Below are 15,980 nucleotides of genomic sequence, written 5' to 3' on the forward strand. Positions count from 1 at the left end.
CCAATGGCTTTTCTGGAAATTGATGGTCTGAGGAAGCGTTTCGGCCAGGTCGAGATCCTGAAGGGGATCAATCTCGAACTGGAAAAGGGCGGCTTCCTGGTGCTGGTCGGTCCTTCCGGCTGCGGCAAGTCCACTTTGCTCAACACCATCGCCGGACTGGAGACCATCACCTCCGGCGATATCCGCGTCGATGGCCGCACCATCACAGATCTGCACCCGTCCAAGCGCGACATCGCCATGGTATTCCAGAGCTACGCGCTCTACCCGAACATGACGGTCGCCGGGAACATCTCCTTCGGCATGGAGATGCGCGGCGTGCCGGCCGACGAACGCCAGAAGGCGATCGACAAGGTGGCCAAGGTGCTGCAGATCGGCCATCTGCTGAACCGCAAGCCGAGCCAGCTTTCGGGCGGCCAGCGCCAGCGCGTCGCCATGGGCCGGGCGCTGGTGCGCGACCCCAAGCTGTTCCTTTTCGACGAGCCGCTGTCCAACCTCGACGCCAAGCTGCGCGTCGACATGCGCATCGAGATCAAGCGCCTGCATGCCACCACCGGCACAACCATCGTCTATGTCACCCACGACCAGATCGAGGCGATGACGCTGGCGACCAAAATCGCCGTCATGCGCGATGGCGAGGTGCAGCAATTCGGCACGCCGGCCGAGATCTACAACAACCCCAGCAATGTCTTCGTCGCCGACTTCATGGGTTCGCCGGCGATGAACCTGATCCCGGCGACCATCGACGGCAATGGCAGCGACCTGGCCGTCGTGCTCGATCGCGAGGCACGCCAGCCGATCACTCTGCCGATGGCCAACGCCCCGGCCGGATTGTCGGCGTTCAAGGGCAAGCCGGTCATCTTCGGCGTTCGCCCCGAGGCGCTCACCGATCCGGAAGGCGCGGAGCGCAACGCCTCGCAAATCGCCACCGCCGATTGCCATATCGAGGTGGTGGAGCCGGCCGGTTCCGATACCTTCGCCGTCACCAACCTCGGCGGCAAAGGCGTGGTGGCGCGGCTGCGCGCAGATGCCAACATCCAGCCCGGCACCAACACGCCGCTCGCCTTCAACCTGACCAAGGCGGTGTTCTTCGATCCGGCGACCGAGAGCCGTATCCGCTGATGTGCGTCGCCCAAAAGTGGGTCCGGTTTTGGGGCAACGACATGCATCAAGACAATAGACCTAAAGCGCGTCGCATGTGTCCATTCAAAAGCGGCGCGCTTTAGGCCATGACAAACCCGGATATCGTCATCATCGGCTCCGGCATCGGCGGCGCCACGATCGCCTCCGGCTTAGCCGGCAGCGGCGCCTCGATCCTGATGCTGGAACGCGGCGAGCCGCTGCCGGCAACGCCGCATGCACGCGACACGCGCTCGATTTTCGTTGATGGCCACTACCGGCCGAAGGAGATGTGGCGCGAGGCCGGTGGCGCCGCATTCAACCCGGGCAATTACTACTATGTCGGCGGCAATTCGAAATTCTTCGGCGCGGTGCTGATCCGCTACCGCAAAGAGGATTTCTCCGCCATGGAGCACTTCGGCGGCGTCTCGCCGGCCTGGCCGTTTTCCTATGACGAATTCGAGCCTTGGTATTCCAGGGCAGAGCAGCTGTTCCGCGTGCGCGGCACGCTCGGCGAGGATCCGACCGAGCCGTTCCACTCGATCCCCTATTCCTACAAGCCAGTGCCGGACGAGGCGCCGATCGCCCGTGCCCGCGCCGAGCTCAAGGGGCTGGGCCTGCATCCGGCCTCGCTGCCGCTTGGCGTCGATATCGGCACCTGGCTCAGGGAAGGCAGGACCGGCTGGGACGCTTTTCCGAACACTGGCCAGGGAAAGATGGACGCCCAGACCGCACCGCTGGCGGCGGCACTGAACGATCCTAACATCAAGCTCGAAACCGGCGCCCATGTCGAATATCTCGAGACTGCTCCGGACGGTAAAACCGTATCAGCGGTTCATTACCGCCAGAGCGGCGAGCTGAAAAAGCTGTCGCCAAAACTGGTTATCCTGTCGGCCGGCGCGGTCAATTCAGCGGTCATCCTGCTGCGCTCGCCCTCACCCAGCAATGGCAAGGGGGGCGGCAAGGGCCTGGCCAACCGCTCCGACCAGGTCGGCCGCAACTTCATGAACCACAATTCGAGCGCCATGCTGGCGATCGATCCGCGCCGCCGGAACGATGCCGTCTACCAGAAGACGCTGATGCTCAACGATTATTACCTCTCCGACGGCAAGGGCGGCAAACCGCTCGGCAATGTCCAGCTTCTCGGCAAGATCGACGGCAACATGCTCAAGGCCAATGTGAAACGAGTGCCGAAATTCGCGCTCGATTTCATGGCCGGCCATGCGGTCGACTGGTACCTGATGTGCGAGGACCTGCCCGACCCCGAAAGCCGCATCATGGTCGACGGCAAGGACATCGTTATGCAATGGCGGCGCTCCAATATGCAGTCGCTCGACGGGCTGACCAAGGTGATGCGCGAGAATTTTCGCGCCTGCGGTTATCCCCTGGTGCTGTCGCGCCCTTTCGACAAACGCACGCCCTCGCACCAGTGCGGGACGGTGAAAATCGGAGAGGATCCGGCGACGTCGCCGCTCGATCCGTTCTGCCGTGCCTTCGATCACCGGAACCTGTTCGTCGTCGACGCCGGTTTTCTGCCAAACTCGGCCGCCGTGAACCCGGCGCTGTCGATCGCCGCCCAGGCGCTGCGTGTCGCCGAACACATCCGCAAGACGGAGCTCGCCGCATGATCGGTCAGCGCCGCCCCTCATCCGCCTGCCGGCACCTTCTCCCCGTAAACGGGGAGAAGCACGCTGGCCGCAATCTCGGCGCTTTTTCTGCAATGCTGGCGCATGGTGAAGCAGGCGATAACAGCGTCCTTCTCCCCGTCACTATACGGGGAGAAGTGCCCGGCAGGGCGATGAGGGGCGGCGCTAACATAAGGATGAGTATCCGATGACCCGCCCCGCAGCCATCGTCACCGGCGGCGCGCGCGGAATTGGTCTTGCCTGCGCTCAGGCACTCGCTGATGCCGGCTTTGACATCCTTGTCGCCGATGTTGCCGCGAAACCCGCTGACGAGCTTGCGCAAGACGTCGCCAAACGCGGCGCCAAATTCGCCTATGTCAGCTGCGACATCGCCGATCTTTCCAGCCACGCCGCCTTGGTCGAAACCGCCATGCGCGCCTTCGGCCGCATCGATTGCCTGGTCAACAATGCCGGCGTCGGCGCCGTGGTGCGGGGCGACCTGCTCGACCTCAAACCCGACAATTTCGACCGCGCGATCGGCGTCAACCTGCGGGGCACCGTCTTTCTCAGCCAGGCGGTCGCCAAGGCGATGCTCCGCCAGCCCAGCGATGAAGCGAAATCGATCATCACCATCACCTCGGTCAGCGCCGAGATGGCCTCGCCGGAACGCTCCGAATATTGCATGTCGAAGGCAGGGCTTTCGATGTGGGTGAAGAATCTGGCGCTCAGGCTCGCCCCGGAAAAAATCGGCGTGTTCGAGCTGCGGCCGGGCATTATCCGCACCGACATGACGGCGGGCGTGACCGCCAAATACGACGCTTTGATAGACAGCGGCCTGGTGCCGGCGAAACGCTGGGGCGAAGCGTCCGACATCGGCGCCATGGTGGCCGCGCTCGCTGCCGGGAGACTGGGCTTTTCGACCGGCTCGATCATCAATGTCGACGGCGCGCTTTCCGTGCCTCGGCTATGAACGGATGAGACAATGACCGACTACATCATCGTGGGCGCCGGCCCTGCCGGCTGCGTGCTGGCCAACCGGCTGAGCGAGGATCCCTCCAATTCCGTGCTGCTGCTCGAAGCCGGTGGCAAGGATTGGCATCCCTATATCCACATGCCGGCGGGCTTTGCCAAGATGACCAAGGGCATTGCGTCCTGGGGCTGGTCGACGGTGCCGCAGAGAAACATGAACGACCGCGTCTTTTGGTACACGCAGGCCAAGGTGGTCGGCGGCGGCTCCTCAATCAACGCCCAGATCTACACGCGCGGTAATGCGCGCGACTACGACGCCTGGGAGAAGGAGGAAGGGCTGGCCGGCTGGGGCTACCGCGACGTGCTGCCCTATTTCAAACGGGCCGAAAACAACCAGCGCTACGCCAACGATTTCCACGGCGACCAGGGCCCGCTCGGCGTCTCGAACCCGATTGCGCCGCTGCCGATCTGCGAAGCCTATTTCCGCGCCGGCCAGGAGATGGGCATTCCCTTCAATCCGGATTTCAACGGCGCTGCCCAAGAAGGCGTCGGCTATTACCAGCTGACCCAGAAGGATGCCCGGCGCTCCTCCGCCTCGGTCGCCTATCTCAGGCCGATCCGCGCTCGCAAGAACCTCACCGTCAGGACCGACGTACTGGTCACCCGCATCGTCGTCGAGAACGGTCGCGCCATCGGCGTCGAGGTGGTCGACAGGCCGGGCGGCGAGACAAAAATCCTGCGCGCCGACCGCGAGGTGATCGTCTCGTCCGGCGCCATCGGTTCGCCTAAGCTTTTGATGCAGTCGGGCATCGGCCCGGCCGACCATCTGAAATCGGTCGGCGTCACGCCGATGCATGACCTGCCCGGCGTCGGCTCCAACATGCAGGACCATCTCGACCTGTTCGTCATCGCCGAATGCACCGGCGACCACACCTATGACAATTACGCCAAGCTGCACCGCACGGCCTGGGCTGGCCTGCAATATCTGCTGTTGAAGAAGGGGCCGGTGGCTTCCAGCCTGTTCGAGACCGGCGGCTTCTGGTATGCCGACCCGACCGCCGCCTCGCCCGATATCCAGTTCCATCTGGGTCTTGGCTCCGGCATCGAGGCTGGCGTCGAGAAGCTGAAAAACCCGGGCGTCACCTTGAACTCGGCCTTCCTGCGCCCGCGCTCACGCGGCACGGTGCGGCTGAAAAGCGCTGATCCCGCCGACCACCCGCTGATCGACCCCAACTACTGGTCCGATCCTTATGACCGCGACATGTCGCTGAGAGGGCTGCGGCTGGCGCGCGAGATCATGCGGCAGAAGGCGCTTGCCCCTTACGTGCTGCGCGAGGTGCTGCCCGGCCCGTCGCTCGCCAGCGACGATGAGCTGATCGACTATGCCTGCCGCACCTCCAAGACCGATCACCATCCTGTCGGCACCTGCCGCATGGGCCATGATGAGATGGCGGTGGTGACGCCGGACCTGAGACTGCGCGGCATCGAAGGGCTGCGCGTCTGCGATGCGTCTGTGATGCCGCGCGTGCCTTCCTCCAACACCAATGCGCCGACGATCATGGTCGGCGAAAAGGGTGCCGACCTGATCCTCGGCCGCGAGCCGCTGCCGCCGGCGGTGTTTTCCGGCAATCGTGCTGCTTAAGGAGTGGTAAAATGATCAGGCACTGCGTTTTCGCCAGATTTCGTAGCGATGTGTCGTCGACCGAGCGCACGGCCATCCACGCCGGCCTCGAGGCGTTGCGACAGGTGGTCGAAGGCATGGACACCGTCCAGTTCAGCACCAATGTCAGCCCAGAGCCTTTCGCGCGCGGGTTCACCCATGGCTTCACCATCGATTTCCGCGATGCCGCGGCGCGCGACGCCTATCTCGTCCATGAAGCGCATCAGCGTGCCGGCGCTCGCCTGGTCGCGGCTCTCGAAGGCGGCACGGACGGACTGATGGTCTTCGATCTCGATCTTACGAAAAAGTGACCGCCGGCCTTTCGAAAGCCGGCTGATCGCTGTTCTCTTTTGCCGACAGGGCGACATATCGTTCCTTTGGGGATGCAAAAGGAGGACGCCTTGAACCTCACTACAGAGCAGAAGAAAACCGTCCTGGCCTCATTCTTGGGCTGGACGCTCGATGCTTTCGATTTCTTCCTTCTGACATTCCTGCTCACCGATATTGCGACTGAATTCCAGACGGATGTCCCGGCGGTGTCAAAGGCACTGTTCCTGACCTTGGCCACGCGCTTCATCGGCGCGTTCTTCTTTGGCATGCTAGCCGACAAATACGGGCGCAAGCCCATTCTCATGCTCAATATCGTCAGCTATTCGGTGATCGGGGCGCTCGCCGCCTTCTCGCCCAATCTCGGCATCTTCCTGGCGCTGCGGGCCTTGTTCGGCATCGCCATGGGCGGCGAATGGGGCCTCGGCAGTTCGCTTGCCATGGAATCCGTCCCGCCGAGCGCCCGCGGCATCGTCTCGGGCATCCTGCAATGCGGCTATCCGGCCGGCTACCTGCTGGCGGCGGTGGTCTATGGCCTGCTCTACCAGCAGACGATCGGCGGCTACACGATCGGCTGGCGCGCCATGTTCCTGCTCTCTTTCGCCCCGGCGCTGATCGTCCTGTTCATCCGCTCGCATGTGCCGGAATCTCCTGCCTTCGTCGAGGCACAGAAAACCGCTCTACCGGGGATGCTGGAGACCTTGCAGAAGCACTGGGGCGTCGCGCTCTATGCCGTCGTGCTGATGATGTTCTTCAACTTCTTCAGCCATGGCACGCAGGATCTCTATCCGACCTTCCTGAAGAAGCAGCACGGCTTCGATCCACATACGGTGAGTTGGATCACCATCGTTGCCAACATCGGCGCCATCGTCGGCGGCCTGGCATTCGGTGCACTGTCGGAGAAGATCGGCCGCATCAACGCCATTACACTCGCCTGCATCATCGCCCTGCCGGCGATCCCGCTATGGGCCTACAGTTCCACGCCCTTCATGCTGGCCATTGGCGCCTTCGTCATGCAGGTCGCGGTGCAAGGCGCCTGGGGTGTCATCCCGGTCCACCTCAACGAGCTTTCTCCCGGTGCGGTGCGCGCCACCTTGCCCGGCTTCATCTATCAGGCCGGCAATCTCGCCGCTTCCTATGGCGGTCCATATCAGGCCGGGATCGCCGAAGCCCCCGGCGGCAGCTATGGCTATGCGCTGGCGCTTTTTGCCGGTGTGGTCGCCGTCTGCATCATCGTCGTCATCCGCTTCAGTCCGGAGCGGCGCGGCCAGGTAATGACGGTGCTCGGCTGAGAGGTCAACCCATCCTCAACGCGATGACGCCTGCAACAATGCTGAGCGCGGCAGCGCCGCGCCAGCCTGTCATCTTCTCGCCGAGGGCGTAGACCGAGATCATCATGGCAAACAGGATCGAGGTCTCGCGCAGCGACGCCACCGAGGCGATCGGCGCCTTGGTCATCGCCCACATGACAATCCAGTAGGCGGCGCCGGAAAGCACCCCGGTGAACAGTCCCGTCTTCCAGTCGCGCGCCAGAACGGGAAGCGCTTTGGGCCCTCGGAAAACGAGGCACAGCACCAGCGCGCCAAATGCATCGCAGATGAACAACCAGGCGGCATAGCTTTGCGCCGTTGCCGCCAGCCGCGCGCCGCTGCCGTCGGACAGCGTGTAGCTGGCGATGAAGATCGACGTGCCCAGCGCATAGCCGACCGCGCGCAGGTTCAGCTTCTCCAGATGCGCGCCACCGCGAAACGACATCACAAGCGTGCCGGCCGATAACAGCAGGATGCCAAGGATGGCAAGCGGCGCTGGCACTTCGGCGACGACGAACATGCCGCCAATCGCGGCCAGCAGAGGTGCCGTGCCACGCGCCAGCGGATAGGTCTGGGCGAAATCGCCGGCCTGGTAGGCGCCGATCAGGAAGGTGCGATAGCCCATGTGGAAGATCACCGAAGCGATGATGTAGGGCCAGACCTCCGCCTTCGGCAACTCGACGAAGGGCAGCACGACGAGGGCAGCAGTGCCCATGCCGAGCGTCATCAGCGTGATCGACAGGAAGCGGTCGAGATGCACCTTGACCAGCGCGTTCCAGATCGCGTGCATGGCGGCCGCGGCAAGCACCGCGAAGAAGACGAAAAGCGTCATGGGGAGCTCATCGACCTCCCAGGCCGAAGGGCGTCTCGAGATCGATGTCGACCCGGACAGGGAAGTGGTCGGAAGCCACCTCGCCCATGTCTGATCCAACCGAACGCACACGCCCGGCCAGCATGCCGCCGACGAAGCAATGGTCAAGCCGGCGCTTTGCCAGTCTGCCGTCGATGATCTTCTCATGCGTATGGAAATCCGCCACCGGCTCGCTGGCGACAGAAGCGGCATCGACGAAGCCGTCGAGATAGGCAGCGCCCCGATGATAGGGCGTGCTGCCGACAATGCGGCGATATTCGGCGCTGCCGGGTTCCATGTTGAAATCGCCCATCCAGATCGTCGCCAGCGGATTTTCCGGCTCGACTTCCCCATGTGTCCAGTTACGCGAAGGTTCATCGTCCGCGCCGCTCCACGGTCCGCCTTCCGATGGTGCCCGGCGATGCTCGGCCATGAGATAATCAATCTGCTCCAGCCGCTCTTCCGCCGCGATGTGCGCGAGATGCAGCGACAGCACCCTGACCGGCCCGGCCGGCGTGCGGATCATGCATTCGAGGGCGGCGTTGCGGGTGTTGAGCGGCCGCAGCGTGCGGCGCATCGGCAGCGCGTGCAGTCGCGACCAGACGATCGGCAGCTTCGACATAACCATGGTGCCGAATTGCCGGCGGCGGTTGACCAGGCGGCCGTCACGCAGCTCGCTGGCATCCATGTCGTAGGCTGGGCCGTAGACCCAGTGATACCCAGGCAGCAATTGGGAAAGCCGCTCCGGCTGGTCGTCGAAATCGCTGCGCTGCCAGTGCCGCTCGACCTCCTGCAAGGCGATGATGTCGGCGCCGGCGACAAGGCGTGCCGCACGCGAAAGATCGTAGCGCCCGTCGCTGCCGAATCCGTACTGGATGTTGTAGCTGACCAGCTTCATTGCTTATCCGGCTCACTTTTCGGTGTTGGCAGTAACGGTTCGGCCGATCGCTTGCAATGTGCAGGAGGACGGACGGGGCTTGGGCCAGCAGGGCAGCGGCCGAGACGCGGTATCTGCTAGTCGGTGGTCAGCGGCTGGAACCGGCCTGCCGGCGATGCCGCAAGTTCCGTCCAGTCGATCTCTTCCTCCAGACGGTGATAGGCTTCGTCACCGATGGTGCCGTTGCGGCGCAGCTCCTCCAGGGCATCGCGCTGGCTTTTGATGGCATAGAGACGCAGCCTGTCATATTCGGTCGCGGCCTGGGCATCCTCGGGATTTTTGGCGACCTTGCGCTGGGCGGCATATTGCTCGCGCACCGCGGCTGCGGCGCTCGAGGTCTTGCCGCTCAATACATCAAGCGCGGCCTGCATGACCACGACGCGCGCCTTCGCTACCTCCCGGTCGACCGTTTCGTCGGGATCCAGCTTCAGGACGCGCAGCAGCGGCTTCAGGCTCATTCCTTGCAGCACCAGGGTGCCGAGCACGACCGTGAAGGCGGCGAGCACGATCGGGTCGCGAGCAGGAAATTCGACCGGCAAGGCGAATGCCGCGGCAAGGGTTACCAGTCCGCGCATGCCGCACCAGCCGATGAGCACGCCGCCGCGAAAGGACGGCGTATCCGGCTGATGCTCGGCGCCGCCAAAGCGGGCAAACCACCTGATGACTGCACCGCAGCCCAGCACCCAGATCAGGCGCGAAACGATGACGACCGCCAGCACTGCCGCGGCAAAGACGAACGCGTCGAGCTCTCCCGTACCGGCGAGCCGTCCGACGATCGACCGAGCCTGCAGACCCATCAGCACGAAGGCCAGCACGTTGAGCACGAACACAGCCGTCTCCCAGACCGAATAGGAACTGACACGCTTTCTTGCTGACATTCGGCGCGGCGCGGTCTGTGCGATGGTCATGGCGTAGACGACGATGGTGATGATCGCCGACAGACCCAACCTGTCCGCCAGGATCCAGACACCGAACGTGCCGGCGAACTGCACCACGGTACCGCTGGCCGCGTCCTCGATGCGGCTCAGCGTGGCAAGCGACAGCCGACCGAGTACATAGCCGGCCACCAGGCTACCAACGGTCGACAAGACGACCATGGGCGCGGCGCTGCTCAACAGGAACGGACCGAGGGCGGCGGCGACAGCGATACGGTAGATCAGCAGCGCGGTTGCATCGTTGAGCAGGCTCTCGCCTTGCAGGATGGTGGTGATGCGATGCGGCACCTTGAATTGTCCGAGCACGGCCGACGCCGCGACGGCATCGGGCGGCGCTACGATGGCGCCAAGGGCGACGGCCGCGGCGATCGGCAGGCCTGCCATCTTCCAGCCGAGCAGCGCAACCGCTGCGGTGGTGAAAACGACAGCCCCCAAGGCCAACAGGGCGAGCGGCAGCCGGTTGCGATTGAGGTCGCGCAACGAGGTGTCATAGGCGGCGTCGAGCAGCACCGGCGCGATGAACAAGGCCAGCGCCAGTTCCGGGTCGATTTCGATGGTGGGCATGCCGGGCAGGAAGGCGATGCCCGCGCCCGCCAGCGCCAGCAGCGACGGATAGGGAACTTGCAGCCGCCGCGACAGCGCCGTCAGCGCGACTGCAATCAACAGGAGGATAAGCGTCAGTTCGAAAAGAGCCATGCTCTATCGTAGCCGCCGAACGAGGCGATTGGCAGTGCCAAAGTCATGGTCGTGAAACAACAGGGACATCTCTGGCACGGGCCGTGTCGCCGCCGGCAGCATGAGAAATCCCGACGGCTGGAGCGCCCGTTTGGGAGCGCCTTCCGACAGCGGACTACCTAGTGCAGCACCAGCATATCGCTCGACGAGAACGAAATCTCGGCCTTCTCCCCGACTGCGGGCGGCGGGGTGGCGGAGTTGTTGAACGTGTCGAGCGACACCGTGTTGCCGCCGATGCCGACACGGACCCGGATAACCGAGCCGAGGAAGTGCACTTCGGAAATCTCTCCGGTCAGGCTGGAGTCGCGGCCGGGCTGGCGGCCGAGCGAAATCGCCTCGGGTCGCAGCGCCAGAGACAGCGTGTCGCCGGACTTCGAGCCGTTGAGCTTGCCCTTGAGCGAGACTTCCTGCGTGTTGACCTGCACCTTGCCGGAGGCGGCGTCGGTGACCTTGCCTTCGAGCACGTTCAGCGTGCCGACGAAATTGGCGACGAACTTGGTCGCTGGCCGGTTGTAGATCTCGAACGGCGTCGCGACCTGCTCGGCCTTGCCGCCATACATGACGGCGATGCGGTCGGAGATCGACAGCGCCTCTTCCTGGTCATGGGTCACGAAGATGGTGGTGATGCCGAGCTTCTTCTGGATCGAGCGGATTTCTTCGCGCAGCGACACGCGCACCTTGGCGTCCAGCGCCGACAGCGGCTCGTCGAGCAGCAGGAGCTTTGGTTTCGGCGCGATAGCACGCGCCAGCGCGATGCGCTGCTGCTGGCCTCCGGAGAGCTGGTAGGGATAGCGGTCCGCCATCTGCGGCAGCCTGATCATGTCGAGCATCTCGGCGACGCGCTTGTCCGCGTCGGCCTTCGGCATGCCGGCAACCTTCAACCCGAAAGCGATGTTCTGCGCCACCGTCAGGTTCGGGAATAGCGCATAGGCCTGGAACACCATGCCGACGTTGCGCTGGTTGGGCTTCAGCCGCGTGATGTCCTTGCCGGCGACGACGATCTTGCCGGCCGACGGCTCCTCGAAGCCGGCGACCATGCGCAGCACCGTCGTCTTGCCGCATCCGGATGGCCCCAGGAACGAGACGAACTCGCCCGGCTCGACGTCGAGGCTGAAATCCTGCACCACGGTGTTGGACCCGTAGGACTTTCGCACATGCTGGATGGACAGGAATGGCTCGGCCATGGCTTTTTCTCTCAGGTCAGTGCTTTTCGATCAATTCGGGCGGTTCGCCGATTTCGGCGCGAAGCGGGACAGGATCTGGATGAGCGACATGCAGCCCCAGGTAATGGCGAAGGCGATGATGGCAAGGGCTGCCGGTTCATAGGCGCGGTTGGCGCCGACGTTTTGCAGATACGGGCCAAAGGCCGGACGGTTGAGAAGGCTCGCCATGGTGAACTCGCCGATGACGATGGCGAAGGTCAGGAAGGCGCCCGACAGCACGGCGATCAGGACATTGGGCAGGATCACCCGGCCAATGATCGTGCCCCAGCCGGCGCCCAGGATCTGCGCTGCTTCGGTCAATGTCCGCACATCGATGGTGCGCAGCCCCGTATCGACGGCGCGATACATGTAGGGCAGAGCCAGCGTCGCATAGCCGATCACCAGCAGCGCATTGGCGCCCATATTGCTGCCCAGGAACGGCAGCGGGGAATTCGAGCCGTACATCCTGATATAGCCGAACACGATGACGATGGCCGGAATGACCAGCGGCAACAGCGTGATGAATTCGACGATCGGCCTGAGCTGCGGCAGGCGCAGCCGGATCCAGTATGCCGCCGGCACCACGATCAGCACGCCGAGGATGATGGTGAAGACGGCCGCTACCACCGAATACAGGAAGGTCGACTGGAAGCGAGCGTCGCCCAGCACGATCTGGTAGGCGTCGAAGGAATGGACGCCGCGGCGCATGCGCAACGAGAACTCGACGGTCGCCATCAGCGGAATGAAGAAATAGGCCGCGCCGACAATGAAGACGACCCAGGCCCAGAATTTGCCCGACTTCATTTGAGCCACCTTTCGGACCGGGTCCGGAACCAGATGTAGAAGACGTTGGCCAAGCCCGTGATGACGATCATGCCGAAGGCGATGGCATAGCCGAGCTGCGGGTTGTGCAGCACGTCGCCGTTGATCTGCGAATAGAGCTTGATGGGAACGATGTTGAGTGCCGGGCCGGCAAACGCATAAGCCGTGGCGATGGCGCCGAAGGAATTGGCGAACAACAGGATAACGGTGCCGAGGAAGCTCGGCCACAAGACCGGGATGACCACCATGCGCCAATACTGCGACTGGGTGGCCCCGAGCGTGGCGGCGGCCTCGCCCCATTCCTTCTTCAAGCCGTCGATGGCCGGCACGATGATGACCACCATCAGCGGAATCTGGAAGAACAGATAGACCGCGATCAGACCCGATGTCGTGAGGAAATTGAAACCCATCGCGTAGATGTTGACATTGAGAACGTCACGCAGAAGCGTCGTGACGATGCCGACGCGGCCGAGGGTCGCCAGGAAGGCGAAGGCCAGTGGCAAGCCGGCGAAATTCGAGGCGACGCCCGAAAAAGTCAAGGTCGCCGAGCGGGTCCAGTTGGGAAGCCCGCCGCGCACGATGGCGATGGCAATCGCGAGCCCGGCAAAGGCACCGATGACCGCCGACCAGAAACTGATCTTGATCGAAACCCAGTAGGAAGCGCTGATCGAGGGATCGCTGACCAGCTGTAGGATATTGTCCAGCGTCAGCTGACCGTCGCCATTCTGGAAAGCGCCCAGGACGAGATAGATCGTCGGCAGGATCAGGAACATCAGGACGAAGATGAAGAAAGGCGCCACGCCAATCCACTGCATCGGAAAGCGGAAAGTGGTCGCCTCGTTCGGCGGCGCGGGCTTGGTGGTGACAGACTGATTTGAAAGCGTAAGATCGGTCATGCGCCGGCTACCGTCTTCGAGGGGAAGCCGGGCGGCCTCGCGGCCGCCCGGTGGATTTCAAGCCTTACTTGACGTTGGCGCCGACAACGGCGTCCCAGTTCTTGCTGATGGTCTCCTTCGCCTTGCCCTGCTCGTCGAGCGTCGGGAAGGCAGCCGAGGCGTAGGATTCCGCCGGCGGCAGCTTGGCCAGAACGTCCGCGGGGATCTTGCCGTTCTTGGCAAGATCGTTGAAGCGGATCGGGTGGCAATAGCCCTTCAGCCAGCCGATCTGGCCTTCGTCGGAATAGAGATATTCCATCCACAGCTTGGCTGCATTCGGATGCGGCGCGAACGCGCTGATCGCCTGCACATAAACGCCGGCGACAACGCCGGTCTTCGGCACGATGACGTCGACGGGCGGGTTGCCCTTCAGCGTGTCGCGACCAGCGAGCGCGTTGTAGTCCCAGTTGATCAGGATCGGGGTCTGGCCCTGGGCAAGCGTTGCCGGCTTGCCGACGACCGGCACGAAATTGCCGGCGGCGTTGAGCTTCTTGAAGAAGTCGAGGCCGGCGGTGCCAGCGGCTTCACCAGCAGCCGCGCCACCGGAAAGGCCTGCGGCGTAGACGGCCTGGATGGCCTGGTTCGAAGCGCGCGGATCGCCGGCAACGGCGACCGCGTTGGCGAATTCGGGCTTGAGGAGATCGGCCCAGTCCTTCGGCGACTCCTTGATCAGGTCCTTGTTCACCATGAACGAGAGAACGCCATAATAGTCTCCGTACCAGGCGCCATCGGCATCCTTGGCGCTGTCCGGGATCGAGTCCCAGGTCGACACCTTGTATGGCATCAACAGGCCATCGGCCTTGGCGGTCGGGCCGAAGGACAGGCCGACGTCGATGACATCAGGAGCCTGCGGACCCTTGTTGTCCTTGTTGGCCTTGATCGCCTCGACTTCGTCGCCGGAGCCGGCGTCGGGGTTGAGTTCGTTGACGGTGATTTCCGGATACTTCGCCTTGAAACCGGCTATGACGTCGCCGTAGCCGCACCAGTCATGCGGCAAGGCGATCGTGGTGAGCTGGCCTTCGGCCTTGGCGGCCTTGATGAGATCGTCCATCGAAGCGGCGGACGAAATCACCGACGACACCATCAGGGTCGCGGCCGAAAGGGAAAGCACTTTCCCCGTGAATTTGAACATGTGTTCTCTCCATTGAACTGACGCCGTTGGACGTCTGCGATGCGGTATCGTTTTCGTGTGACAGCCAGATGAAAGCTTTGTGAAACCGGCGCCTCGCAGCGTGAAAAGTTAACTCTTTTTAACGGACTGTAGCAATTAGCCATCACTTAATTTTCCGGCTAATCATTAATCCGCCCCTATATCGCCCCTTCCCCTCTCCTTTCCCCTCGTTTCCCGATCAACTTCCGCATCCAGGAACCGGCCTCAGACCGTCCCGGCGATGGCGTTTTCGAGCAGTGTCAGCGCCGCCTTCTTGGTCAGCTTGACCGGGTTGCCGCCGGCCGTCGGATCGACCACCGCCATGTCGGCGATCAGGCCCTTGCGCTTCTTGTCCATGTCGAGCCCCTTGATCAGGCCCGGCAGCGCGTGCGGCACCTTCAACTCCTTGCGCAGCTTGATAACAGCCTTGGCGAAGCCGTCGAAACCGCCCTTGATGCCGCAATAGGCGGCGAGCCGGGCGATACGCTCCTCGATGGAGTCGCGATTGAAGGCCAGCACATATGGCATGAACACGGCATTGGTCATGCCATGATGGGTGTCGTAGAGCGCGCCGATCGGATGCGACAGCGAGTGGATGGCACCCAGCCCCTTCTGGAAGGCCGCGGCGCCCATGGCGGCCGCGCTCATCATGTGGGCGCGGGCGACGAGATCTTTGCCATTGGCATAAGCCTTCGGCAGGTTCTCGAACACCAGGCGTATGCCTTCGACGGCAATGCCGTCGGCCATCGGATGGTAGCCCGGCGCGCAATAGGCCTCGAGGCAATGGGCGAGCGCGTCCATGCCGGTGCCGGCGGTGATGAAGGAGGGCATGCCGACCGAAAGCTCCGGATCGGCGATGACGATCGCCGGCAACAACTTCGGATGGAAAATGACCTTCTTGGTATGCGTCTCCTCGTTGGTGATGACGCCGGCGCGGCCGACCTCCGAGCCGGTGCCGGCGGTGGTCGGCACCGCGATGATTGGCGCGATGGTGCCAGAGTTGGCGCGCGTCCACCAGTCGCCGACATCCTCGAAGTCCCAGACCGGCCTGACTTGGCCGGCCTGGAAGGCGATCAGCTTGCCGAGGTCGAGCGCCGAGCCGCCGCCGAAGGCGATGACGCCGTCATGCTTGCCCCTCTTGAACACCCCGATGCCGGCGGTGAGGTTGGACTCGACCGGGTTCGGCTTCACCTCGGAGAACACGCCATAGGGCACCTTGGCCTCGTCGAGAATCCTGAGCGTCGAGGCGACGACCGGCAGTTTCGCCAATCCCGGATCGGTGACGAAAAGCGGCCGCTTGATGCCGGTGGCCGCGAGCACCTCCGGCAGTTCCTTGATGCGCCCGGCGCCGAAGCGAACGGTGGTGGGGTAGTTCCATTTGGAGATGAGCTTGGACATTTTTATCTT

The 15,980-nt window shown here is 63.4% G+C and carries 14 protein-coding genes; 6 read left to right on the forward strand and 8 right to left on the reverse strand.

The genetic code is table 11. The features are described from left to right. The first annotated feature begins 3 nt into the window (after window positions 1-3). The 6 genes from FJ936_RS06885 (at window position 4) to FJ936_RS06910 (ending at window position 6,989) form a co-directional block, all read left to right on the forward strand. Window positions 4-1,119, forward strand: a complete 1,116-nt coding sequence (locus tag FJ936_RS06885; RefSeq protein ID WP_140619343.1) for an ABC transporter ATP-binding protein — start codon at window positions 4-6, stop codon at window positions 1,117-1,119. Between the two features lie 107 nt (window positions 1,120-1,226). Continuing rightward, the gene (locus FJ936_RS06890; RefSeq protein ID WP_141906303.1) at window positions 1,227-2,744 is read left to right on the forward strand and encodes a GMC family oxidoreductase; all 1,518 of its coding nucleotides are present in this window, start codon (window positions 1,227-1,229) and stop codon (window positions 2,742-2,744) included. A 205-nt stretch (window positions 2,745-2,949) separates the two neighbouring features. Then, window positions 2,950-3,711, forward strand: coding sequence for a 3-ketoacyl-ACP reductase (locus tag FJ936_RS06895; RefSeq protein WP_140793314.1), 762 nt, complete (start codon window positions 2,950-2,952; stop codon window positions 3,709-3,711). Between the two features lie 12 nt (window positions 3,712-3,723). Then, a complete protein-coding gene (locus FJ936_RS06900) occupies window positions 3,724-5,352 on the forward strand; it encodes a choline dehydrogenase (RefSeq protein ID WP_140793312.1) in 1,629 nt (542 codons plus the stop codon). Between the two features lie 11 nt (window positions 5,353-5,363). Continuing rightward, the gene (locus tag FJ936_RS06905; RefSeq protein ID WP_140793310.1) at window positions 5,364-5,681 is read left to right on the forward strand and encodes a Dabb family protein; all 318 of its coding nucleotides are present in this window, start codon (window positions 5,364-5,366) and stop codon (window positions 5,679-5,681) included. Between the two features lie 90 nt (window positions 5,682-5,771). Beyond that, window positions 5,772-6,989 carry an MFS transporter gene (locus FJ936_RS06910; protein ID WP_181171501.1) on the forward strand — a complete coding sequence of 406 codons (1,218 nt, stop codon included), beginning with the start codon at window positions 5,772-5,774 and terminating at the stop codon, window positions 6,987-6,989. Window positions 6,990-6,993: 4 nt separating this feature from the next. Here the strand turns inward: FJ936_RS06910 and FJ936_RS06915 are convergent, their stop codons facing one another. The 8 genes from FJ936_RS06915 to FJ936_RS06950 all read right to left on the reverse strand — a co-directional run bounded on the left by FJ936_RS06915 (window position 6,994) and on the right by FJ936_RS06950 (window position 15,971). Continuing rightward, window positions 6,994-7,839 (reverse strand): EamA family transporter, encoded by an 846-nt coding sequence (locus tag FJ936_RS06915; protein ID WP_140793306.1) that lies wholly within the window; start codon window positions 7,837-7,839, stop codon window positions 6,994-6,996. Window positions 7,840-7,846: 7 nt separating this feature from the next. Next, window positions 7,847-8,755: an endonuclease/exonuclease/phosphatase family protein gene (locus tag FJ936_RS06920; RefSeq protein ID WP_140721310.1), complete on the reverse strand. Its 909-nt coding sequence runs from the start codon at window positions 8,753-8,755 to the stop codon at window positions 7,847-7,849. 116 nt (window positions 8,756-8,871) lie between these two features. After that, window positions 8,872-10,425 (reverse strand): sodium:proton antiporter, encoded by a 1,554-nt coding sequence (locus FJ936_RS06925; RefSeq protein WP_140721308.1) that lies wholly within the window; start codon window positions 10,423-10,425, stop codon window positions 8,872-8,874. Between the two features lie 158 nt (window positions 10,426-10,583). After that, window positions 10,584-11,648 carry an ABC transporter ATP-binding protein gene (locus tag FJ936_RS06930; protein ID WP_015315812.1) on the reverse strand — a complete coding sequence of 355 codons (1,065 nt, stop codon included), beginning with the start codon at window positions 11,646-11,648 and terminating at the stop codon, window positions 10,584-10,586. Between the two features lie 30 nt (window positions 11,649-11,678). Continuing rightward, window positions 11,679-12,470, reverse strand: a complete 792-nt coding sequence (locus FJ936_RS06935) for an ABC transporter permease (RefSeq protein WP_015315811.1) — start codon at window positions 12,468-12,470, stop codon at window positions 11,679-11,681. Next, window positions 12,467-13,303, reverse strand: a complete 837-nt coding sequence (locus FJ936_RS06940; protein WP_181165828.1) for an ABC transporter permease subunit — start codon at window positions 13,301-13,303, stop codon at window positions 12,467-12,469. Before FJ936_RS06940 ends, FJ936_RS06935 begins: the two co-directional genes overlap by 4 nt. Window positions 13,304-13,448: 145 nt before the next feature. Further along, the gene (locus tag FJ936_RS06945) at window positions 13,449-14,555 is read right to left on the reverse strand and encodes an ABC transporter substrate-binding protein (RefSeq protein WP_015315809.1); all 1,107 of its coding nucleotides are present in this window, start codon (window positions 14,553-14,555) and stop codon (window positions 13,449-13,451) included. A gap of 243 nt (window positions 14,556-14,798) precedes the next feature. Further along, window positions 14,799-15,971 carry an iron-containing alcohol dehydrogenase gene (locus FJ936_RS06950; protein WP_140793304.1) on the reverse strand — a complete coding sequence of 391 codons (1,173 nt, stop codon included), beginning with the start codon at window positions 15,969-15,971 and terminating at the stop codon, window positions 14,799-14,801. Window positions 15,972-15,980: the final 9 nt, after the last annotated feature.

The organism is Mesorhizobium sp. B2-4-13 (genome assembly GCF_006658535.1).
Classification (GTDB): domain Bacteria; phylum Pseudomonadota; class Alphaproteobacteria; order Rhizobiales; family Rhizobiaceae; genus Mesorhizobium; species Mesorhizobium australicum.